We start from the raw sequence: 20613 nt of genomic DNA on the forward strand, positions 1-20613 counted from the left end.
CCTCATGAAGTGTCAACGATTATTTTCGTTTTCGCTTCCTGACACCGCGCCGCGTTGCCGCTGTTGCCGTGTCAGTGGAGGCGCATTATAGGGAGTTATTCCGGCCTGACAAGCGTAATTTTCACAAAAAAACGCAACAGCTCACCTTTTAACCGAAAACGCCATCAAGTGAATATTTATTAAACAAATTGATGATAAAAAAACCCGAATCACAGCATTAAACTGGTATTCGGGTTTTAAAGGCACATATCTTCTATTCGTCACCAACGATTACTCGTGACCACTTATCGCTTCCGTGATCAACTATTGTCGTGCAACGATAGTGTCGTTTTCCACATCCAACGTCACCGCTTTTCCGGGTACCAAAGCCCCAGACAGTATTTGCTGTGCCAACGGATTTTCAATCATCTGCTGAATAGCCCTTTTCAGCGGACGAGCACCGTAGACTGGGTCAAACCCTGACTGACCAAGTAATTCCAGCGCAGCATCAGAGATAGACACGGTATAACCCCGCTCTTCCATGCGTTTATAAAGACGCTGCAATTGGATCTGAGCAATAGACGTAATATGGGCTTGTCCCAATGGGTGGAACACCACGACCTCATCAATACGGTTGATGAACTCAGGGCGGAAATGATGGCTGACAACGCCTAACACCATGTCACGCATCTGAGCATAATTCATTTCGCCGAATCGTTCCTGAATGAGGTCTGACCCAAGGTTAGACGTCATGATCACTACCGTATTGCGGAAATCTACCGTGCGGCCTTGCCCGTCGGTCAGGCGCCCATCATCCAACACCTGAAGCAGAATGTTAAACACATCAGGATGCGCTTTTTCCACTTCATCCAGCAAGATAACTGAATAAGGCCGACGGCGTACCGCTTCGGTCAGATATCCGCCCTCTTCATAGCCAACATATCCTGGAGGAGCACCGACCAACCGAGAAACCGAATGCTTTTCCATAAACTCGGACATATCAATACGCACCATCGCGTCATCACTATCGAACAAGAATGACGCCAGTGTTTTGCATAACTCGGTTTTACCCACACCGGTCGGGCCGAGAAATAAAAATGAACCAATAGGACGATTGGGATCCGACAACCCGGCACGGCTACGACGAATCGAGTTAGCGACGGCCTCTACCGCTTCATTCTGTCCAATGACCCGCTGGTGTAGCTCTTGCTCCATACGCAGCAGTTTTTCCCGTTCACTTTCCAGCATCCGTGAAACTGGAATCCCGGTCCAGCGGGCCAGTACCTCGGCAATCTCGGCATCGGTTACGCGATTGCGCAGCAGATGCATGGTTTTACCTTCAACCTGCGTGGCTGCCGCCAGCTGTTTTTCCAGTTCAGGGATTTTGCCATACTGCAGTTCGGACATTCTCCCTAAATCCCCCTGGCGTCTTGCCTGCTCCAAAGAGATTTTGGCCTGTTCCAGCGCTGCTTTAATATTTTGCGTGCCAGTTAACGACGCTTTTTCCGCTTTCCACTCTTCTTCCAGTTTCGAGTATTCGCGCTCTTTCTGCTCAAGTTCGCTATTGAGGATCTCCAGACGTTTCAGACTAGCTTCATCCGACTCTTTCTTTAAAGCCTGTTGTTCCAGTTTTAACTGAATAATCCGGCGATCAAGGCGGTCCAACGGTTCTGGTTTCGAGTCAATCTGCATACGAATACTGGAGGCGGCCTCATCAATCAAGTCGATAGCCTTATCCGGTAATTTTCGGTCTGAAATATACCGATGCGACAACATAGCCGCTGCGACAATCGCAGGGTCGGTGATTTGCACGTGGTGGTGCAACTCATACCGCTCTTTCAGACCACGCAGAATCGCGATAGTGTCTTCAACAGTCGGTTCCGCGACAAACACCTTCTGGAAACGACGTTCGAGCGCAGCATCTTTTTCAATAAACTGACGGTACTCGTCCAGTGTGGTGGCCCCTACACAGTGCAGCTCACCACGCGCTAACGCTGGCTTTAGCATGTTACCGGCATCCATCGCACCATCAGCCTTGCCAGCACCGACCATGGTGTGCAACTCGTCGATGAATAGAATGACACTACCTTCCTGTTTAGACAGGTCATTCAGTACACCTTTCAGGCGTTCTTCAAACTCACCACGGTATTTGGCCCCGGCAACCAGTGCGCCCATGTCAAGTGACAGCACACGTTTATTCTTCAAACCTTCGGGGACTTCACCATTGACGATACGCTGCGCCAGTCCTTCGACAATCGCTGTTTTACCGACGCCAGGTTCACCAATTAAAACCGGGTTGTTCTTGGTTCTACGCTGTAATACCTGGATGGTCCGGCGAATTTCCTCATCGCGGCCAATCACCGGATCCAGTTTGCCCTGCTCGGCTCTCTCGGTAAGGTCGATCGTGAATTTCTTCAGTGCCTGGCGTTGATCTTCAGCACTCTGGTCGTTGACTTGCTGCCCACCACGAACCTGCTCGATTGCGTGAGTCACGTTCTGTTGTGTGGCTCCAGCGTTCTTTAGCAGATCGCCAAGTGTCCCGCGCGATTCAAATACCGCCAGCACAAATAATTCTGAAGAAATGAAAGTGTCGCCCTTTTTCTGCGCCAGCTTGTCGCAGATATTGAGCGTCCGTACCAGCTCGCTGGACGGTTGAACATCGCCACCGGTGCCTTCCACCTGTGGTAAACGGCTGATTGCCTGCTCGATTTCATTTTTAAGGCGATTGACGTTCGCACCGGCGGCCGTCAGCAACGGGCCGACAGTCCCCCCTTCCTGATTAAGAAGGGCGCTCATCAAATGCAATGGTTCAATGAATTGATGGTCTCGTCCAAGGGCGAGAGATTGGGCATCAGCGAGGGCAAGCTGGAATTTGTTGGTAAGACGATCCAGACGCATAACTCCTCCCATACATACTGGTCAAAATTGCTACTGGAGATTAAATGAGGTCATTCCTCAAAAATTCAAGATTATTTTGCCAGTAATAATAGAAGGAAAAACGTTAATCCTCCGGATCGTCTTAATTCAATAGGTTATATCAGCCAAATCAAAGTTGCCATACGTCCGGTCATACCATCGCGTCGATAGGAGAAAAATCTACCCGAATCGCTGACCGTACAGTACTCGCCACCGAACACCTGGGTGACGCCAGCAGCCGCCAAACGCAAACGGGCCAGCTGATAAATATCGGCAAGAAATTTACCATTGCGGGGAACAAAAGCGCAATCGGCGGTGGGGTCAACTTGCAGAAAAGCCTCACGAACCTCCCCCCCGACTTCAAATTGCTGCGGGCCGATAGCCGGCCCCATCCACGCCAGAATATCTGCTGGGCGAGCACGAAAATGGCGCAGCGTCTCTTCGAGTACACCGGCCTGCAACCCCCGCCAGCCTGCATGTGCCGCCGCAACCTCGTCACCATCAGCGGAGCAGAATAGAACCGGCAAACAGTCTGCCGTCATGACAGCACATACCCGGTCCTGACGGGTGGTATAAGCGGCATCCCCTGTCAGCGAATCAGATGACACCTGATCAAGATTAATAACTTGAGTACCATGCACCTGCTGTAGCCAATGTGGCATGACAGGCAATCCGGCGGTGGCGAGCAGACGCTGTCGGTTGTCCTGAACGTGCAGCGGAGAATCTCCCACATGATTACCCAGATTGAGTGAATCATAGGGAGCATTACTGACCCCGCCTAGACGCGTAGTACTGCAGGCCCGCACCCGTGCCGGAGCGGGCCAGTCCGGTATTAACATCATGCTGTCAAACGACATGCCATCACCAGTCAAGTTGATCTTTGAATGCTTCGGTATCCGCTTTCAGGGCGGCGATCAGGTCTACCATATCCTGCGGCAAAGGCGCATGCCACTCCATCTGAATGCCGCTGATAGGATGATAAAGCCGCAACATGGTGGCATGCAGCGCCTGACGATCAAAATTGCGCAGCGTCTCGATAAATTCATCGGACGCCCCTTTAGGCAGACGCGGACGACCGCCATACAACGGGTCTCCTACCAAGGGGTGATTGATGTGCGCCATGTGAACACGAATCTGGTGGGTTCTTCCCGTTTCCAACCGCAACCGCAAGCGGGTATGCGCACGGAAATGTTCCATAATACGATAGTGCGTGACAGCGGGTTTCCCCATCGGATGCACTGCCATATGGGTGCGCTTGGTCGAATGGCGCGCGATTGGCTCATCTACTGTGCCGCCTGCCGTCATCGTACCGATGGCTACTGCTTCGTATTCACGGGTAATTTCACGCGCCTGCAGCGATTCGACCAATCTGGTTTGTGCGGGCACCGTCTTCGCGACTACCATCAGTCCGGTGGTATCTTTATCTAAGCGGTGGACAATACCAGCACGCGGCACATCCGCAATCTCTGGATAGTGGTGTAACAACGCATTCAGCACCGTACCATCCGGGTTGCCGGCACCGGGGTGTACGACCAGATCACGAGGTTTATTAATCACCAGGATATCGTCGTCTTCGTACACAATATCCAGCGAAATCGGCTGGGCTTCCCAACGCGCTTCTTCTTCAATAAGGGCATCAATGGCAACGGACTCTCCACCAAGCACTTTCTCTTTTGGTCTGTCGACCATATTGCCGTTAATCTGTACCCGCTGTTCCAAAATCCATGTTTTTATGCGAGAACGCGAATAATCAGGGAACAATTCGGCCAAAGCCTGATCTAAACGTTGTCCAAGTTGAGATTCGGCCACCGTCGCGGTGAGTTGTACTTGTTGGGACATAGTATGCTGCTTCTTATTAACGTTGGGTTTTAACGGCGATGCCGTTTAAAATAATGTACCATTGTAGCTGGTCTTAATCGGGAGCTTAACGGACAGTTTCCCGGAAAAACACTCTGAGGATAATCAAATCGTCATGACGCGTATGAAATACCTGGTGGCTGCTGCCACGTTGAGCCTGACGCTGGCTGGTTGCTCCAATTCCAAAGATGCGGTTCCCGACCGTCCACCTTCAGAACTGTATGCCACCGCCCAGGAAAAACTGCAGGACGGCAACTTTAAAGCAGCCATCACGCAGTTGGAAGCGTTGGATAACCGTTATCCATTCGGCCCTTACTCCCAGCAGGTCCAGCTAGACCTGATTTACGCCTATTACAAATCCGCCGAGTTGCCGTTGGCTCAGGCGTCGATTGATCGTTTCATTCGCCTTAACCCAACACATCCAAACGTGGACTACGTCCTCTACATGCGTGGGCTGACCAACATGGCGCAGGATGACAGCGCGCTGCAAGGTTTCTTTGGCGTCGATCGTTCAGACCGTGATCCTCAGTATGCCCGTGCGGCATTTAAGGCGTTCAATCAGTTACTCCAGGGCTATCCGAACAGCCAGTACGCAACAGACACCAGTAAACGCCTGGCATTCCTGAAAGAACGTTTGGCCAAGTATGAACTCTCTGTCGCACAGTATTACACGAAACGCGGCGCTTATGTTGCGGTGGTTAACCGTGTAGAGCAAATGCTGAAGGACTATCCAGACACGCAGGCAACACGCACAGCATTACCTCTGATGGAAAATGCCTATCGGGAATTGCGACTGACTGCAGAAGCCGACAAGGTGGCCCGGATTATTGCCGCCAACCCTGCCTGAAGAAACACCTGAATCTGCATTATCACGGCAACTTAGGTTGCCGTTTTTTTACCGTCGTATCGACGAATTTCGCCAGTTTACCTGCAAAAATCACTCAATACATCCAATAGATAATGGCACACGCCTGATGAAGCGACAAGCCCGCCGCACCGATTCCCCAAAGCCGCTCACAAATCAATTCATATGACGGAAAAGTGACCAAAAAAAGTGATCAAAATCACCCACTTTGTATCGTCTAGGGGTATGCTGAAATCACCAAGACGGAAAAGGCAGAGAGGTAAGTTTTTATGACTATCAACATTACCAGCAAACAGATGGATATTACCCCCGCAATACGTCAGCATGTCGAAGACCGTCTCACCAAACTGGATAAGTGGCAGGCCCAGTTGATCAATCCGCACATAATCCTGTCCAAAGAACCTCAGGGTTTTGTGGCTGATGCGACCATTAGCACGCCAAATGGCCCACTGGTGGCCAGCGCCAAACATGAAGATATGTATGCTGCTATCAATGAACTGATCGCCAAACTGGAGCGGCAGCTAAACAAAGTCCAGCATAAAGGCGAAGCTCGCCGGGCAGACGCTGGCATCAAAGATGTAAACTTACAGGCTTCGGCGGAATAACAGGAACGGATGGAGAAACTACCGTATCCTTATGTTGAGTGACAGATTCTCTCCGTTGTCTGAAACGCGCCGTAAGGCGCGTTTTTTATGCAGGCAGCGTCGATACTGCTGAACGGCACGCGGCATTGTTCATCGCTCCTCGTGATTTTGTGTTGACAGGATGAAAAGGCAACAGTTACCTTAAACGGCATTCCCTATAAGGATATAGTCACATGACGCCAAAACTGTTTTTCTTCGTATTCTTCTTTACTCTCCCCAACGCGGGGGCCGATTTGTCGTGTGAGTAAGAATACGAAGACGAACAAAAAAAGCCTCCTCACCCAGGAGGCTTTTTTATTGGACAGCAAACAGGTACACACCATGACCGATAATCCATTACTGGCGCTGCGCGAACGTATTACCGCGCTGGATACACAACTACTCGACCTGTTAGCGCAACGGCGAGAACTCGCGCTCGACGTGGCTAGAGCCAAACAGCATTCTCATCGCCCCATTCGCGACAAAGAGCGTGAGCGGGATTTACTGTCCCGGTTGGTTGAAGAGGGGAAAAAACGGCAGCTCGACGGCCATTATATTACCCGTCTGTTCCAGTTGATTATCGAGGACTCCGTTCTGACGCAACAGGCGCTGCTGCAACAGCACCTGAACGCAGGCGAATCTCACTCTGCCCGCATCGCTTTTCTCGGCCCCAAAGGTTCCTATTCCCATTTAGCTGCACGCCAGTATGCGGCACGCCATTTTGACCAGATTGTTGAATGCGGTTGCCAACGTTTTCAGGACATCGTCAGCCTGGTGGAAACCGGGCAGGCAGATTACGCCGTGCTGCCGATAGAGAACACCAGCTCCGGTTCAATCAACGATGTTTACGACCTGTTGCAACATACCGGGTTATCCATCGTCGGCGAACTGAGCACTCCCATTGACCATTGTGTGTTGGTGGCAGTAGATACACAGTTGGATCAAATCCAGACCGTTTACAGCCACCCACAACCGTTCCAACAGTGCAGTAATTTTATCAACCGGTTTCCGCACTGGAAAATCGAGTATTGTGAAAGTACGGCGGCTGCCATGGCAAAAGTCGCTGAGCTCAATTCCCCACACGCTGCGGCTCTCGGCAGCGAAGCTGGTGGAATGCTTTATCAATTGCAGGTGTTAGAGCATAACCTGGCTAATCAGGTGCAAAACATCACCCGATTCATCGTTCTGGCGCGCAAACCGATTGAGGTCACCGAGCAGGTTCCCGCTAAAACGACCTTGATCATGGCGACGGGACAGCAATCCGGTGCACTGGTGGAAGCCCTGTTGGTGCTACGTGAACATGGTATTGTGATGACAAAACTCGAGTCACGCCCCATAAATGGCAACCCGTGGGAAGAGATGTTCTATATTGATGTGCAGGCGAATCTGCGTAACGACACAACCCGTAAGGCCCTACAGGGACTGGCGGCGATTACGCGTTCACTCAAGGTTCTGGGCTGCTATCCCAGTGAAAATGTGGTGCCAGTAGAGCCGTCATAACCGGCAGATACCAGGCATGCACTGCGATTTTATCAGCAAAAAAGCCACCATCTCAGGATGGTGGCTTTTTATGAAGACCTACTACTGACTACTGGCGAATATCGTTCGCCTGGCGCAACAGCGTGCGACTTTCCGCCATGAACCGCCGGGAATAATCGCCGAACCAATGTTCAACCTTCTCAAAACTGCGAACAAATGCCTCTTTGTCCCCCGCTTCCAGCAACGAAATCGCTTCACCAAAACGCTGGTAGTAGCGTTTGATCAACGCAAGATTATTGCCCGAAGACATGATGATGTCGGCATAGAGTTGCGGGTCTTGTGCAAACAAGCGCCCCACCATCGCCAGTTCAAGGCGATATATTGGCGAAGAGAGCGCCAACAATTGTTCCAGTTGCACATTTTCTTCTGCCAGATGAAGCCCATAGGCAAAGGTCGCGAAATGGCGCAACGCCTGAATGAACGCCATATTCTGGTCATGCTCCACCGCACTGGTGCGATGTAACCGGGCTCCCCATACCTGGATTTGCTCCAGCAACCATTGATAGGCTTCAGGTTGACGCCCATCGCAATACACCACAACCTGTTTAGCCAGGCTACCTGTATCTGGGCCGAACATGGGGTGCAATCCCAGAACCGGACCATGATGTGCCGCCAACATCGCCTGCAGAGGCCCATTTTTAACCGAAGCCAGATCAACCAGAATACAGTCATCAGGTAGTCGGGGAAGACGTGCAATAACCTGTTCAGTCACATGGATCGGAACACTCACAATAACCATGCCAGCATCGGCCAGCAGGGCTTGCGCCTGTGGCCAATCTTCTTGCTCCAGAATACGAACCTGATAGCCAGACAGCGTCAGCATTCTGTCAAACAGACGCCCCATCTGCCCACGCCCCCCAACGATCACAATCGGTCGCAGCGACGGAGAAAGTGTTTTAAATCCTTTGTCATTCTCACTGGCATAGGACTCTCGCATCACCCGACGCAGCACATCCTCGATCAAATCAGGAGGAACACCTAACGCTTCGGCTTCTTTACGTCGTGAACTCAGCATTGCTGCTTCCCGATCAGGCGCATAAATTGGCAAACCATAACGACTTTTCACCTCGCCGACTTCCGCCACCAGGCGCAACCGGCGCGATAACAACGCCAATAATGCTTTATCTACCTCATCTATCTGATCACGCAATGCGGTCAGTTCAGCGACCATCTTGTTCTTCTCCTTACTGATTGGCGCTTATCGCACCCAGTTCCTTATGAACCGAGCGCAACAATGTTTCTGTGCTTTCCCAACTGATGCAGGCATCAGTCACCGACACACCATAGCGCATGTTCGCTCGCGGTTGCTCAGATGACTGATTACCTTCGTGGATGTGGCTTTCCAACATCAACCCGATGATAGAACGGTTGCCTGATTTGAGCTGTTCAATCACGGATTCCACCACCAGCGGCTGCCGACGGTAATCCTTGTTAGAGTTACCGTGGCTACAATCTATCATCAGCGCCGGATTCAGTCCCGCATCACGCATCTGTTTTTCACATTCAGCGACGTCTTCTGCGCTGTAATTCGGCGTTTTACCACCACGCAGGATTACGTGCCCATCTGGGTTACCTTGTGTTTGCAGCAGGCACACCTGTCCACTCTGGTTGATACCCACAAAACGGTGTGGCATTGAAGCGGCTTTCATCGCATTGATAGCCGTCCCCAAACTACCGTCTGTACCGTTCTTGAACCCGACAGGCATAGACAGACCGGACGCCATTTCGCGATGCGTTTGGGATTCGGTAGTTCTGGCGCCGATCGCCGACCAACTAAACAGATCACCCAGGTATTGCGGGCTATTGGGATCCAATGCTTCGGTCGCCAACGGCAACCCCATATTGACCAGTTTCAGCAACAGGTCACGGGCGATATGTAACCCCGCTTCCATATCAAAGGAACCATCCATGTAAGGATCATTGATAAGCCCCTTCCAACCAACGGTAGTACGAGGTTTTTCAAAATAGACACGCATCACGATATACAACCGATCGCTCAATTCGGCTGATAAAGACTGCAGACGACGGGCATATTCCAATGCGGCATCCGTATCATGAATAGAACAGGGACCACACACCACCAGCAGACGCTTATCATTACCATGAATAATGTCAGCGATGGTTTTACGCGCTTGCGCTATCGCCAGCTGTTCCGGCTCGTTAAGCGGGAATTTGGCTTTCAGTTCGTCAGGCGTGATGAGAATCTGTTCGGCGCTGATATGGATATTATTGAGCGTGTCTTTTTGCATGATGGTGATCCTGTTTATTCCTTTGGTATGAAGGGAGCGGTCGTCATTATCAGTAACAGGTTCACACCTTAGCACACACCCCGTAAACACCACAAGCCAAAAGTGTAAAGTTAAAGTTACTAGCAAAAAATCATACGTGCATCACAAAGCAGGTAATACGGGTTAACAGAAATAGGTTGTCACCAAAGCCAATTAAGAAAGAAGGAACGTACCTACACTATTCTTTTTTTACAAAACCCCGCCAAGCCCACCATGGAAACCAAACAATATGAATAAATTAAAAGAAAAATACGCTATCTCCACTAGCAATGATGAATGAGCGTGTTCGGTTTACTGGACATCTTGTCGAAGATTATTGGTTGAAGATGGCCGACATACACAAAACAAAGATGTAAAAAATTCTATACACACTGGATTATTTACGCCATCAACAACCCCTACTCGCTTTTAGCATCATGGCTTAAAGGGGGCCCAGGTGTTCAATCTGGCAGCAAAAAGCCGCGACAAGGGCTGAGAATAGCCGTTCTCTATCGGAAATCATTAAAGGAAAAACAGGGAATTGCGTAATATTAGGGGTATTCATCTATCCAGCAGTAAACAGTACGGGTTCAATCATGAGAAACGGTATGGTACTAGCAGTGTTGTTGCTTCTTGCCGGCTGTCAGCCTCCTCCATCAACGTCACCAACTAAAAACGGGCATGGCTTCTGGTACGAGGCTGGGTATAGCGACGCAAGCAGTGGACTGATCGTCAAGGATAACGAAACACTGTCAGAATGGTTTGGTAACCCAGATGTTGATCGTCATGCTTATCTGGATGGATATCAGGCCGGTCAAAACACCTGGTGCAATACCAGTAACGTTGAAGCCTGGGGGCGTGCGGGCAAGCCCTTTCCTGCCAGTTGTGACGGGGCCAATGACGCAGAAACGTTAAAAAAAGTGTGGCAGCATGCAGCAGATAGCCTTCCGCTCGCCGTCGGCTCTGCTGCCCACTAACGCGCGCCCTCGCATAACATCTTGTTATAAAAGGTTATTCTATCGGAATCATAACCCCCTTAGGTTACACCGAGGGGGAACTGGATATACAGCCTGTTTGATGAGCACATCATCAAGCTTTCAGATAAATCGCCTCCCCACAAAAACAAATCATATTTATAATAACACTTGTAAATAATAACAAAACACAATAAAACCTGCATGAAATGGAAGTAAACTCACGTTTACCTTGTCTTGCCATCATTGCTCTGGCTGAACCTCCACCGCATTTATGCACGCAATAAGCTGGCAAACAGGATCTGATGATGAAAAACACGTCGCTATATTCTGCACAAGGGCAACTACTGTCACATCAATTACATACGAAGGATGATGTCGGTGCGACGCTTAATGCAGTCAAAATCAGGCTACAAGAGGCAGGGGATCTTCCCGGTGCTACGGTAGAAGAGCAAATTGCGATCGCCGAAGAGCTGTCGACATTCGATTTGGGTTGTTTCTTACTGGCGCACAGGGGGTTGAATGCCTACTGGACTCACCATCTGGTCACCTACTCATCCGGCAACGTAACGCGTCCTTCTCATAGTGATCTGGAACGATTGATCTATGAACGGTTACCGGCCGTACTCGCTACCCGTGAACGGTTTAGCATTTTCCGCCAGCAGTTGCAGTCACGGCTACATGATGGAATGGTTCTGGCCTCGGTCCCTTGTGGGCTGATGGGTGATTTACTATTGCTGGACTATTCTCACCATCAAAATGTACGGTTAATCGGCGTAGATTTGGATCATCAGGCACTGGAAGCAGCGGATTCGCTAGCGAGACAACAGCATTGTGATAATCACATTACATTGTTGCAAGGTGATGCCTGGTCATTACAACTCCCTGAGCCAGTAGATATTCTCACCAGCAACGGGCTCAACGTGTATGAGCAGGATGATGAACGAGTTACTGATCTTTATCGCGCATTCAATCATGCGCTAAAACCAGGTGGTATACTGATCACCAGTTTTCTGACACCGCCCCCGGTGTTATCGTCAGAATCCCCCTGGAAAGTCACAGAAGAAGAGCAACGCTTACTTCCCTTACAACATTTGCTGTTCTCACGCATTCTGGAAGCAAAGTGGACGGCATTTCGTACCCATCGTCAGACACAACGCCAGTTGGAAAACGCCGGGTTTCACGACATACGCTTTATCGATGACCGCATGTCTATATACCCTACCGTTATTGCCCAGAAAACGAAAAGCGTGGCATAGCACAGATAAAGCACCAAAGAAAAAGGGGTGGCAAATGCCACCCCTTATCGCTTTCGGATGTTGCGAAAGCGGATGCTTAGTTAAGACGCTCTTTGATACGAGCAGACTTACCAGCACGCTCACGCAGGTAGTACAGTTTGGCTTTACGCACAGCACCACGACGTTTAACGGTAATGCTATCCACTACCGGAGAGTGCGTCTGGAATACGCGCTCTACGCCTTCGCCGTTGGAAATCTTGCGAACAGTGAATGCAGAATGCAGACCGCGGTTACGAATTGCGATAACCACGCCCTCGAATGCCTGCAGACGTTTTTTAGAACCTTCAACGACCCATACCTTCACTTCCACGGTGTCACCCGGACGGAATGCAGGTACGTCTTGCTTCATCTGCTCTTGTTCAAGCTGCTTGATAATATTGCTCATAATATGTCTCTTACCCTAGGTAAACTGATATTTGGGTTCGCCCGGCACTGCCGCAACGCCCCCCTAATACTCATTGTTGTTTGGACTGATATTCTCGTTGAAATTCAGTCAACAACGTTGCTTGCTCGTCAGTCAGAGCTAGGCTTTTCAGAAGTTCAGGTCTTCTAAGCCAGGTTCGGCCCAGCGACTGCTTCAAACGCCAGCGGCGTATTTCAGCATGATTGCCCGACAGCAACACCGCCGGTACATCCATACCTTCCAACACTTCAGGACGAGTGTAATGGGGACAATCCAGCAATCCATCGGCGAAAGAATCTTCTTGCGCCGATGCCTCATGACCCAGAACGCCGGGAATAAACCGGGCAACCGAATCAATCAGCGTCATTGCTGGCAGTTCGCCACCACTGAGAACGTAGTCACCGATTGACCATTCTTCGTCAATTTCGGTTTGAATGACTCGCTCATCAATGCCCTCGTACCTTCCACAAACCAGAATCATCTTCTGGTGTGCGGCAAGTTGACTTACGCCTTGCTGATCCAGTTTGCGACCCTGCGGTGACAGATAAATCACCCGGGCCCCTTCGCCTGCCGCTGCTTTCGCTGCATGGATGGCATCCCGTAAAGGTTGAACCATCATCAACATACCGGGGCCGCCGCCATAAGGGCGATCGTCCACAGTACGGTGTCGATCGTAAGTGAAGTCACGAGGACTCCAATACTGTACGCTCAGCAGGCCATTTTTAACTGCCCGGCCAGTGACTCCATAATCAGTAATGGCGCGGAACATCTCAGGAAACAGGCTAATCACCCCAATCCACATAGTACCGTTCCACTCATTGACTGCAGACTCTATAGAGTTCAAAAACCAGGATCCCAGTCTACTTCAATATGATGCGTAGACAGGTCAACATGCTTGATAACCTGTTCAGTCAGAAACGGAATCAACCGTTCCTTGACTCCGTAAGCATCTTTCAGGTTGGCTCTTACTACCAAAACGTCATTAGAACCGGTTTCCATCATATCAATGACTTTTCCCAGTTCGTAGCCACCTACGGTGACAACGTTGCAGCCAATAAGATCCTTCCAGTAATAATCACCCGCATCCAGTTCAGGCAATTGAGCCGAATCCACGACAATCTCACAATTGGTCAGTAAATTCGCCGCCTCCCGATCGTCAATATCTTTAATCTTGATGACCAGGTCCTGATTATGGTGCCGCCAGCTCTCGATCTCGATCGGTTGCCACAGCCCTTTATTCCGGATGAACCAAGGTTGATAATCAAAAATGCTTTCAGCGTCTTCGGTGGATGAAAACACTCTGAGCCAACCTTTAATGCCGTACGTCGACCCCAATTTTCCCAACACAACCGGGTTGACCGGGGCTTTCGGGCTGAGTTGCTTGCTCATTACCACCACCGCAACAGATTATGCTGCTTTTTTCGCGTCTTTGATCAGCGCGGAAACGCGATCAGAAACGGTAGCGCCCTGGCCAACCCAGTGCTCGATACGGTCAAGGTCCAGACGCAGAGCTTCTGCTTTACCGGTAGCGATCGGGTTGAAGAAACCTACGCGCTCAATGAAACGACCGTCGCGCGCATTGCGGCTATCGGTCACAACGACTTGATAGAACGGGCGTTTTTTAGCGCCGCCACGTGCCAAACGAATTGTTACCATAACATCCTCTTTAGTTAATAAAACAGCCGGGCCCCATCGAGGAACGGGGCCCAGTGTCATATAAAAAGCCCGAAGATTTTACTCATTTTGGTGCAAAAAGCAATCTAAACCATGCGTTCGCACCATCGGCTTTATCTGTCGGGGTCATACGATCCGACTCAACGGCCCGGAAAGCCCGGCGGCATCATACCTTTCATGCCACGCATCATCTTGGCCAAACCGCCATTCTTCATCTTTTTCATCATGCGCTGCATATCGTCAAACTGTTTCAGCAGACGGTTAACGTCCTGCACCTGCATGCCGGATCCCATTGCAATGCGACGCTTACGCGAGCCTTTAATGATTTCCGGTTTGGCACGCTCTTGTTGCGTCATGGAGTTGATAATAGCCTCCATCCGCACCAGTACCTTGTCATCCATCTGCGATTTTACATTATCTGGAATCTGCCCCATGCCCGGCAGCTTGCTCATCATGCTGGCCATGCCACCCATGTTGCGCATCTGCTTGAGTTGGTCCAGAAAATCGGTCAGGTCAAAGCCATCGCCTTTTTTCAGTTTCTTGGCCAGCTTTTCCGCCTGAGAGCGATCAACCTTGCTTTCTAACTCTTCGATTAACGAAAGTACGTCGCCCATCCCCAGAATACGGGAGGCGATACGATCGGGGTAAAAAGGCTCCAGTGCGTCGGTCTTCTCGCCCACACCTAAGAACTTGATGGGCTTGCCAGTGATATGACGGATAGAAAGCGCTGCACCACCGCGAGCATCACCATCGATCTTGGTCAAGATCACCCCAGTCAACGGCAACGCTTCATTGAAGGCTTTGGCGGTATTTGCTGCATCCTGCCCTGTCATCGCGTCAACAACGAACAGCGTTTCTACCGGGTTGATCGACGCGTGCACCTGCTTGATTTCGTCCATCATCGCGTCATCGACATGCAGACGACCGGCGGTATCCACTAGCAGTACATCATAGAACTTCAGTTTGGCGTGCTGCAGGGCGCGATTAACGATATCGACGGGTTTTTCATTCGCATCAGAAGGAAAGAAATCAACACCAACGGTCTGTGCCAATGTTTCCAACTGTTTGATAGCTGCCGGGCGATACACGTCCGCCGAGACAACCAGAACTTTCTTTTTCTGCTTTTCACGCAGGAATTTACCCAGTTTACCGACGCTGGTGGTTTTACCCGCCCCTTGCAGGCCGGCCATTAACACGACAGCCGGTGGTTGAGCCGCCAAATTGAGCGCCTGGTTGACTTCGCCCATGGCGGCCACCAGCTCGTTTTGCACAATTTTGACGAACTCTTGACCTGGCGTCAGGCTCTTATTGACCTCATGGCCCACCGCTTGCTCTTTGACACGGTTAATGAAATCACGCACCACTGGCAGCGCCACATCCGCTTCCAGCAAAGCCATACGGACTTCACGCAACGTATCCTTGATATTGTCTTCCGTCAGCCGCCCACGGCCGCTGATATTGCGCAGAGTGCGCGATAGTCGATCGGTTAAATTTTCAAACATATCTCATGCTCAATGTGAAACTGGCCGCTACCGCGACGCGAATGGCGATAAGTATAACACGAAAGCCAGACCAATCTGCGTGCAACGGCACGGATAACTGGTTGGTGGCGGTGTCGACTACGGCTATACTGACCTTTCATTTTACTTAGTTGATAGCGAATAACCCATTGCTATGTCTGTCTTCGCCATTGTAGCTTTAGCGACCTATTTCCTCAGCCTGGGATTGATTATTCCGAGCCTGGTGCGGAAAAACGGAGCCTACCGCCGTCTGGCCGTCGTCTCCGCCACGATCGCCCTGATCTGCCATGCAGTGGCCTTGTATCAGCGTATTTTCAACGTACAGGTTGGGCAAAACCTGAGCCTGCTCAATATGGGCTCACTCATAAGCCTGATTATCTGCACCGTGATGACTATCGTAGCGTCACGTAATCGCGGCTGGTTTTTGTTACCCATCGTCTACACCTTTGCCTTCATCAATCTGGCCTTTGCCAGTTTCATGCCAGGTGAATTTATTACCCATCTCGAAGCACAACCAGGCCTGATGGTACATATCGGCCTGGCACTATTTGCGTATGCCACGCTGATGATTGCCGCGTTGTATGCATTACAACTGGCACTGCTGGACTATATGCTGAAAACCAAGAGGCTAGGATTTACCGCTGATATGCCACCGTTGTTGGGTATCGAGCGAAAAATGTTCCACATTACCCAGATCGGCGTCATTCTGTTAACGCTCACGTTGTGTACCGGGCTTATCTACATGAATGATCTGCTCAGCAATAAAGAGAACTTGCATAAAGCACTGTTCTCCTTGCTGGCATGGTTTGTCTATATTCTGCTACTTTGGGGTCACTACCACGAAGGTTGGCGCGGACGCCGGGTTGTGTGGTTCAATCTTATTGGCGCATTACTCCTGACACTTTCCTACTTTGGCAGCCGGGTCATCCAGAACTTTCTGGCGCACTGACGCTCGTGACCTGCCGAAAACGGTAGGCGTAATGAGGCATAAAAAAAGAGAGCAATGCTCTCTTTTTTTTACAACGCGAGTTTTTACAACGCGAAGGATTCACATCGTTCAGATATGCAACTCGGCCAGCTTGTCTTTCGGCAGCGCCAGATCATCGTTCTTATTGACGAGAACCCCCTGATCCAAAATATGGCGCGCAATATCCTGCGCCTCGGTCAGAGAATGCATCTCATAGGTACCGCATTGGTATTCGTTCAACTCAGGGATCTTACGTTGATCCGTAACCGTGAGCACATCCGCCATCGCCGCTTTCCAGGCGTCAGCCACACGCTGCTCTTGCGGCGTACCAATCAGGCTCATGTAGAAACCGGTGCGACATCCCATTGGAGAGATATCGATAATTTCCACGCCATCACCGTTCAGATGATCACGCATAAATCCAGCGAACAGATGCTCCAGAGTATGGATACCGCGCTCTGGCATGATCTCATGGTTCGGGCGACAGAAACGCAAATCAAACACGGTAATCGTATCACCATGAGGGGTTGTCATGGTTTTGGCTACGCGAACGGCAGGTGCAGCCATACGAGTATGATCGACAGTAAAACTATCCAGTAATGGCATGTTGCCACCTCCTCATGAAAAATTTATTTCTCGTTTCCAGGAAACTTTTCTTACCGATACCGGTCATAACATATGAAAGACGCGCATTTATTATCATCATCCCTATTATCAGAGATGTTTCTTTGGCCACCCGGTGACAATCGGGTGGCATTTTCTTTTCCAGACCTTACTGACCGGCCAGATAAGCGTCAAAGCTTAGCGTATCTTCCGACTCCAGTTGACGCTGGTGCTGCCACGAACGCTCACACTCAGAGGCAAACTGGGTTTCAGACAAAATTTCCAGCGGTTCTTGCAACAATTGCTCACGGTATTGAGCGGACAGTTGAAGGCCCACACCACCGCTCCCCTGCTCCAGCATCATCGCCAATATGCGTGCGGAGAAAGTCTTGTCAGGATCATCGAACCCTTCTACCAGTTGGTCACAGACCTGTCGATAGTACGGCTTAGACTGACCTTGATCCAACAGTTCCGCCACACGACGCAAATCAGCAAACAACGCGCGCCCAACCTCTGCGATAGGCTGACGGGCTGTGTCACATCCCATCCCGATTGTTTGGCCCGGCTTACGCCCTTCAAGGATAACCTGATTCCAGTTCTTGCGTGTACAGAGCAATTCAGCCTCGCTCATTTCCGGCGCATCCGCCAGTGCACACCAGATCAGGAAAAGATCGAGGAACCGGACCTGCTCTTCGCTGACACCTGTCGCCGAGAACGGGTTGATGTCCAACGAACGCACTTCAATATACTCAATACCACCACGCAGCAATGCGTCGGAAGGTGACTCTCCCGGACGAGTGACGCGTTTGGGGCGAATCGGGGCGTACAGTTCGTTTTCAATCTGCAACACATTGGTATTCAGTTGCAGATAACGCCCCTCTTTCTTAAGGCCAATATTGGCGTACTCTTGCGAAGGCGTTCGGATAGCTTTTTTCAGTGCCGATACATAGCCTTCAAGGCTATTAAAGGTAATGCCGAGATTGCTCTGCGATTTATTGGTATAACCCAGGTCGCTCAATCGCAATGATGTCGCATAAGGCAGATAGAGCATGCCTTTTGAACGCTCAAACGGCAGATGGGTTTCTTTCCCTTGCAGGAAAGAGGAACAAATAGCCGGAGAGGCCCCAAACAGATAGGGAATGACCCAACCGAAACGGTAGTAATTACGGATCAGTTGAAAATACCCGGCAGAAATCGCTTCCTTACCGCTGTCGACATCGGTAATCCCTTCACGGGCCTGCCAGAATGCTAATGGCAGCGAAAAGTTATAGTGCACACCGGAAATGGTCTGCATTAACGCGCCATAGCGATTCTTTAACCCTTCACGATACAGGGTTTTGAAGCGACCAATATTCGATGACCCGTATTGTGCCAGTTCAATGTCCTGCCCTGCCTCAATAAAGCAAGGCATGCTCAACGGCCACATACGCTCATCACCCAAATGACGGGCAACATACCGATGAATATCACGCAAAAAGGTCAGAAGGTGATCAATATCCTTGTCAACCGGCGTTATGAACTCCAGCAGCGCCTCAGCAAAATCCGTCGTAATCCAGGGGTGAGTCAGAGCCGCCCCCAGTTTCTCTGGATGCCCTGTCGTCGCAAGATGCCCATTTGCCATCACACGCAGTGTTTCACGCTCAATACCACGCTGGATCCCTGTTATCGACTGAGGATGTCTTTCCAGCCAGGACAGCGCTTTTGATACGTTCGGGATCAAATTGACCTCCCGCTATGAAGATGTAGTTGTGTTAATAAGAATAATGGATGGTATATGGGGGCAACAATCATGATTACAACTCACCCGGCTCCCATCGTCCATTGCAGCGTTACACCAGCGATGATTAAGTAGCGCAACGTTTTTCCGATAAAAATACACACGACTGAGCCTACCCAGGGCATCCTCAGCCAACCTGCCAGTACGCACAATATATCGCCGACTATCGGTACCCAGCTAAATAATAAGGCTGCCGTACCATAACGCTGCAGCCAACGGCGCGCGGTCTCCAGCCCTTTTTGCGGTTTAAGCTCAGGAGCCAGACGCCCGATAATAATATTGGTGATACCACCGAGCGTATTACCGATAGAAGCAACCAGAATGAGCCATAACGGGCTCGCACTGTGGGTCGATAACAGTGAGATCAATACAACCTCTGAGCTGCCCGGCAACAGCGTTGCACTCAGAAAGCTACTCCAGAACAGGGAAAATACTGCCCAGAACTCACTCACAGCGTTCTTACGTCAACAACAGCCATGCCTGCGCTGACTGCTGCCTGTACACCAAAATCAGCATCCTCAAACACAACACAATGCGCAGGAGCAACCTGCATCAATGTCGCACACCGCAAAAACGTATCCGGAAAAGGCTTATGTCGCTGCACATCGTCAGCGCCTACCAGCGCAGTAAAATAATCACGTAATCCCAGGTGGCGTAATAAACGCTCAGCCAGACCATGCGTACTGCCAGTCCCCACCGCCATCGGACGGCGGCCATGATATGCTTTGACAACCTCAATAAGTGGTAACGGTTGCACTGTATCCATCAACATGGTTTCAGTCACAGACGCCTTTTCCGCCGCCAGGACATGCGGATCAAGATCTGATTGGTGATGATGGATAATAACCTCAGCAATGCGCCAGGTCGGCGCCCCATTCAGTGCCGTCATCGCATCGTCGTCATAGCTCATACCGTACTTCGCCAACACCTGTTGCCATGCGCGGCTATGGGTGGACTCCGTATCAAGGATGGTACCATCCATGTCGAATATGAGGCCCTGATAGCGATCGTACATCATGATTCCGTACCTATCGAAAAGAGAGGACTACTTTAACGCAAAGTAAAAATATTGTCGCTTACTCAATAACCCCATTAAAAACAGTGAAATGGCTATGAACAAGGACAGAAAGCGGCAGATGTTTAATGCGCGATATAAAAGGAGCAATGTCAGGAAGAAGAAAGGAGGTAAATCAAGAGATGGTGCATCCGGGAGGATTCGAACCTCCGACCGCTCGGTTCGTAGCCGAGTACTCTATCCAGCTGAGCTACGGATGCATTTCGGAAACTAATCAGAATCTATATTTTACAACAAGAGGAAACAGCATCAGGAGAATGGTGCATCCGGGAGGAT

20 protein-coding genes, 2 tRNA genes and 1 other annotated feature (1 of these 23 only partly in view) are annotated in these 20613 nt (G+C 50.4%); of the genes, 6 read left to right on the forward strand and 16 right to left on the reverse strand.

The genetic code is table 11. The features are described from left to right. Window positions 1-303: 303 nt before the first annotated feature. From clpB to rluD, 3 genes are all read right to left on the reverse strand, one after another. Window positions 304-2877: an ATP-dependent chaperone ClpB gene (clpB, locus tag DZE2538_RS14780; RefSeq protein ID WP_038916672.1), complete on the reverse strand. Its 2574-nt coding sequence runs from the start codon at window positions 2875-2877 to the stop codon at window positions 304-306. A 134-nt stretch (window positions 2878-3011) separates the two neighbouring features. Then, the gene (gene yfiH / locus DZE2538_RS14785; RefSeq protein WP_038915163.1) at window positions 3012-3737 is read right to left on the reverse strand and encodes a purine nucleoside phosphorylase YfiH; all 726 of its coding nucleotides are present in this window, start codon (window positions 3735-3737) and stop codon (window positions 3012-3014) included. 19 nt (window positions 3738-3756) lie between these two features. Continuing rightward, window positions 3757-4734: a 23S rRNA pseudouridine(1911/1915/1917) synthase RluD gene (rluD, locus tag DZE2538_RS14790; RefSeq protein WP_019845309.1), complete on the reverse strand. Its 978-nt coding sequence runs from the start codon at window positions 4732-4734 to the stop codon at window positions 3757-3759. Window positions 4735-4867: 133 nt separating this feature from the next. Here rluD and bamD point away from each other — a divergent pair, with 133 nt between their 5' ends. The 3 genes from bamD (at window position 4868) to pheA (ending at window position 7740) form a co-directional block, all read left to right on the forward strand. After that, entirely contained in the window at window positions 4868-5599 is a 732-nt protein-coding gene (gene bamD / locus DZE2538_RS14795; RefSeq protein WP_012885807.1) for an outer membrane protein assembly factor BamD, read from the forward strand. Between the two features lie 287 nt (window positions 5600-5886). Further along, on the forward strand, window positions 5887-6222 hold the full coding sequence (raiA, locus tag DZE2538_RS14800) for a ribosome-associated translation inhibitor RaiA (protein WP_012885808.1): 336 nt from the start codon (window positions 5887-5889) through the stop codon (window positions 6220-6222). A 211-nt stretch (window positions 6223-6433) separates the two neighbouring features. Next, window positions 6434-6560 (forward strand) — a sequence feature (Phe leader region). Window positions 6561-6582: 22 nt separating this feature from the next. Then, window positions 6583-7740 carry a bifunctional chorismate mutase/prephenate dehydratase gene (gene pheA / locus DZE2538_RS14805; RefSeq protein ID WP_023640527.1) on the forward strand — a complete coding sequence of 386 codons (1158 nt, stop codon included), beginning with the start codon at window positions 6583-6585 and terminating at the stop codon, window positions 7738-7740. An 88-nt stretch (window positions 7741-7828) separates the two neighbouring features. Here the strand turns inward: pheA and tyrA are convergent, their stop codons facing one another. Beyond that, window positions 7829-8950: a bifunctional chorismate mutase/prephenate dehydrogenase gene (gene tyrA, locus DZE2538_RS14810; protein ID WP_016942116.1), complete on the reverse strand. Its 1122-nt coding sequence runs from the start codon at window positions 8948-8950 to the stop codon at window positions 7829-7831. A gap of 13 nt (window positions 8951-8963) precedes the next feature. Beyond that, window positions 8964-10028, reverse strand: a complete 1065-nt coding sequence (locus tag DZE2538_RS14815; protein WP_038916673.1) for a 3-deoxy-7-phosphoheptulonate synthase — start codon at window positions 10026-10028, stop codon at window positions 8964-8966. A 626-nt stretch (window positions 10029-10654) separates the two neighbouring features. Between DZE2538_RS14815 and DZE2538_RS14820 the strand changes: the two genes are divergently transcribed. Then, entirely contained in the window at window positions 10655-11023 is a 369-nt protein-coding gene (locus tag DZE2538_RS14820) for a DUF2799 domain-containing protein (protein WP_413783126.1), read from the forward strand. Window positions 11024-11328: 305 nt separating this feature from the next. Next, the gene (locus DZE2538_RS14825; RefSeq protein WP_019845305.1) at window positions 11329-12279 is read left to right on the forward strand and encodes an SAM-dependent methyltransferase; all 951 of its coding nucleotides are present in this window, start codon (window positions 11329-11331) and stop codon (window positions 12277-12279) included. A 76-nt stretch (window positions 12280-12355) separates the two neighbouring features. Here DZE2538_RS14825 and rplS read toward each other — a convergent pair whose 3' ends face one another. From rplS to ffh, 5 genes are all read right to left on the reverse strand, one after another. After that, complete coding sequence (gene rplS / locus DZE2538_RS14830; protein WP_012768745.1) at window positions 12356-12703, reverse strand: 50S ribosomal protein L19; 348 nt, start codon at window positions 12701-12703, stop codon at window positions 12356-12358. 70 nt (window positions 12704-12773) lie between these two features. After that, on the reverse strand, window positions 12774-13523 hold the full coding sequence (trmD, locus tag DZE2538_RS14835; RefSeq protein WP_038916675.1) for a tRNA (guanosine(37)-N1)-methyltransferase TrmD: 750 nt from the start codon (window positions 13521-13523) through the stop codon (window positions 12774-12776). A 38-nt stretch (window positions 13524-13561) separates the two neighbouring features. After that, window positions 13562-14110, reverse strand: a complete 549-nt coding sequence (gene rimM, locus DZE2538_RS14840) for a ribosome maturation factor RimM (RefSeq protein ID WP_019845303.1) — start codon at window positions 14108-14110, stop codon at window positions 13562-13564. Between the two features lie 18 nt (window positions 14111-14128). Next, window positions 14129-14377 carry a 30S ribosomal protein S16 gene (gene rpsP, locus DZE2538_RS14845; RefSeq protein ID WP_012885817.1) on the reverse strand — a complete coding sequence of 83 codons (249 nt, stop codon included), beginning with the start codon at window positions 14375-14377 and terminating at the stop codon, window positions 14129-14131. A 158-nt stretch (window positions 14378-14535) separates the two neighbouring features. Then, on the reverse strand, window positions 14536-15897 hold the full coding sequence (ffh, locus tag DZE2538_RS14850) for a signal recognition particle protein (RefSeq protein ID WP_023640531.1): 1362 nt from the start codon (window positions 15895-15897) through the stop codon (window positions 14536-14538). Between the two features lie 172 nt (window positions 15898-16069). Between ffh and DZE2538_RS14855 the strand changes: the two genes are divergently transcribed. Continuing rightward, on the forward strand, window positions 16070-16864 hold the full coding sequence (locus DZE2538_RS14855; RefSeq protein WP_012885819.1) for a cytochrome C assembly family protein: 795 nt from the start codon (window positions 16070-16072) through the stop codon (window positions 16862-16864). Between the two features lie 108 nt (window positions 16865-16972). Here the strand turns inward: DZE2538_RS14855 and luxS are convergent, their stop codons facing one another. From luxS to DZE2538_RS21145, 6 genes are all read right to left on the reverse strand, one after another. Beyond that, a complete protein-coding gene (gene luxS, locus DZE2538_RS14860) occupies window positions 16973-17488 on the reverse strand; it encodes an S-ribosylhomocysteine lyase (protein ID WP_038905330.1) in 516 nt (171 codons plus the stop codon). Between the two features lie 166 nt (window positions 17489-17654). Beyond that, on the reverse strand, window positions 17655-19205 hold the full coding sequence (gene gshA / locus DZE2538_RS14865; protein WP_038916676.1) for a glutamate--cysteine ligase: 1551 nt from the start codon (window positions 19203-19205) through the stop codon (window positions 17655-17657). Between the two features lie 80 nt (window positions 19206-19285). Further along, window positions 19286-19714, reverse strand: coding sequence for a YqaA family protein (locus tag DZE2538_RS14870; RefSeq protein WP_019845298.1), 429 nt, complete (start codon window positions 19712-19714; stop codon window positions 19286-19288). Further along, window positions 19711-20277 carry a fructose-1-phosphate/6-phosphogluconate phosphatase gene (yqaB, locus tag DZE2538_RS14875; RefSeq protein ID WP_038916677.1) on the reverse strand — a complete coding sequence of 189 codons (567 nt, stop codon included), beginning with the start codon at window positions 20275-20277 and terminating at the stop codon, window positions 19711-19713. The genes DZE2538_RS14870 and yqaB overlap by 4 nt, the downstream gene beginning before the upstream one ends. A gap of 183 nt (window positions 20278-20460) precedes the next feature. Then, a tRNA-Arg gene (locus DZE2538_RS14880) sits at window positions 20461-20537 on the reverse strand. 58 nt (window positions 20538-20595) lie between these two features. Then, window positions 20596-20613, reverse strand: a tRNA-Arg gene (locus tag DZE2538_RS21145) (it continues 161 nt past the right edge of the window).

The sequence above is a fragment of the Dickeya zeae NCPPB 2538 genome (genome assembly GCF_000406165.1).
GTDB lineage: Bacteria > Pseudomonadota > Gammaproteobacteria > Enterobacterales > Enterobacteriaceae > Dickeya > Dickeya zeae.

What these genes read in the sequence shown, in the direction of transcription:
- clpB (WP_038916672.1), bottom strand. Translation starts at nt 2,877, where the DNA reads ATGCGTCTGGATCGTCTTACCAACAAATTCCAGCTTGCCCTCGCTGAT.
- yfiH (WP_038915163.1), bottom strand. Translation starts at nt 3,737, where the DNA reads ATGATGTTAATACCGGACTGGCCCGCTCCGGCACGGGTGCGGGCCTGC.
- rluD (WP_019845309.1), bottom strand. Translation starts at nt 4,734, where the DNA reads ATGTCCCAACAAGTACAACTCACCGCGACGGTGGCCGAATCTCAACTT.
- bamD (WP_012885807.1), top strand. Translation starts at nt 4,868, where the DNA reads ATGACGCGTATGAAATACCTGGTGGCTGCTGCCACGTTGAGCCTGACG.
- raiA (WP_012885808.1), top strand. Translation starts at nt 5,887, where the DNA reads ATGACTATCAACATTACCAGCAAACAGATGGATATTACCCCCGCAATA.
- pheA (WP_023640527.1), top strand. Translation starts at nt 6,583, where the DNA reads ATGACCGATAATCCATTACTGGCGCTGCGCGAACGTATTACCGCGCTG.
- tyrA (WP_016942116.1), bottom strand. Translation starts at nt 8,950, where the DNA reads ATGGTCGCTGAACTGACCGCATTGCGTGATCAGATAGATGAGGTAGAT.
- DZE2538_RS14815 (WP_038916673.1), bottom strand. Translation starts at nt 10,028, where the DNA reads ATGCAAAAAGACACGCTCAATAATATCCATATCAGCGCCGAACAGATT.
- DZE2538_RS14820 (WP_413783126.1), top strand. Translation starts at nt 10,655, where the DNA reads ATGGTACTAGCAGTGTTGTTGCTTCTTGCCGGCTGTCAGCCTCCTCCA.
- DZE2538_RS14825 (WP_019845305.1), top strand. Translation starts at nt 11,329, where the DNA reads ATGAAAAACACGTCGCTATATTCTGCACAAGGGCAACTACTGTCACAT.
- rplS (WP_012768745.1), bottom strand. Translation starts at nt 12,703, where the DNA reads ATGAGCAATATTATCAAGCAGCTTGAACAAGAGCAGATGAAGCAAGAC.
- trmD (WP_038916675.1), bottom strand. Translation starts at nt 13,523, where the DNA reads ATGTGGATTGGGGTGATTAGCCTGTTTCCTGAGATGTTCCGCGCCATT.
- rimM (WP_019845303.1), bottom strand. Translation starts at nt 14,110, where the DNA reads ATGAGCAAGCAACTCAGCCCGAAAGCCCCGGTCAACCCGGTTGTGTTG.
- rpsP (WP_012885817.1), bottom strand. Translation starts at nt 14,377, where the DNA reads ATGGTAACAATTCGTTTGGCACGTGGCGGCGCTAAAAAACGCCCGTTC.
- ffh (WP_023640531.1), bottom strand. Translation starts at nt 15,897, where the DNA reads ATGTTTGAAAATTTAACCGATCGACTATCGCGCACTCTGCGCAATATC.
- DZE2538_RS14855 (WP_012885819.1), top strand. Translation starts at nt 16,070, where the DNA reads ATGTCTGTCTTCGCCATTGTAGCTTTAGCGACCTATTTCCTCAGCCTG.
- luxS (WP_038905330.1), bottom strand. Translation starts at nt 17,488, where the DNA reads ATGCCATTACTGGATAGTTTTACTGTCGATCATACTCGTATGGCTGCA.
- yqaB (WP_038916677.1), bottom strand. Translation starts at nt 20,277, where the DNA reads ATGTACGATCGCTATCAGGGCCTCATATTCGACATGGATGGTACCATC.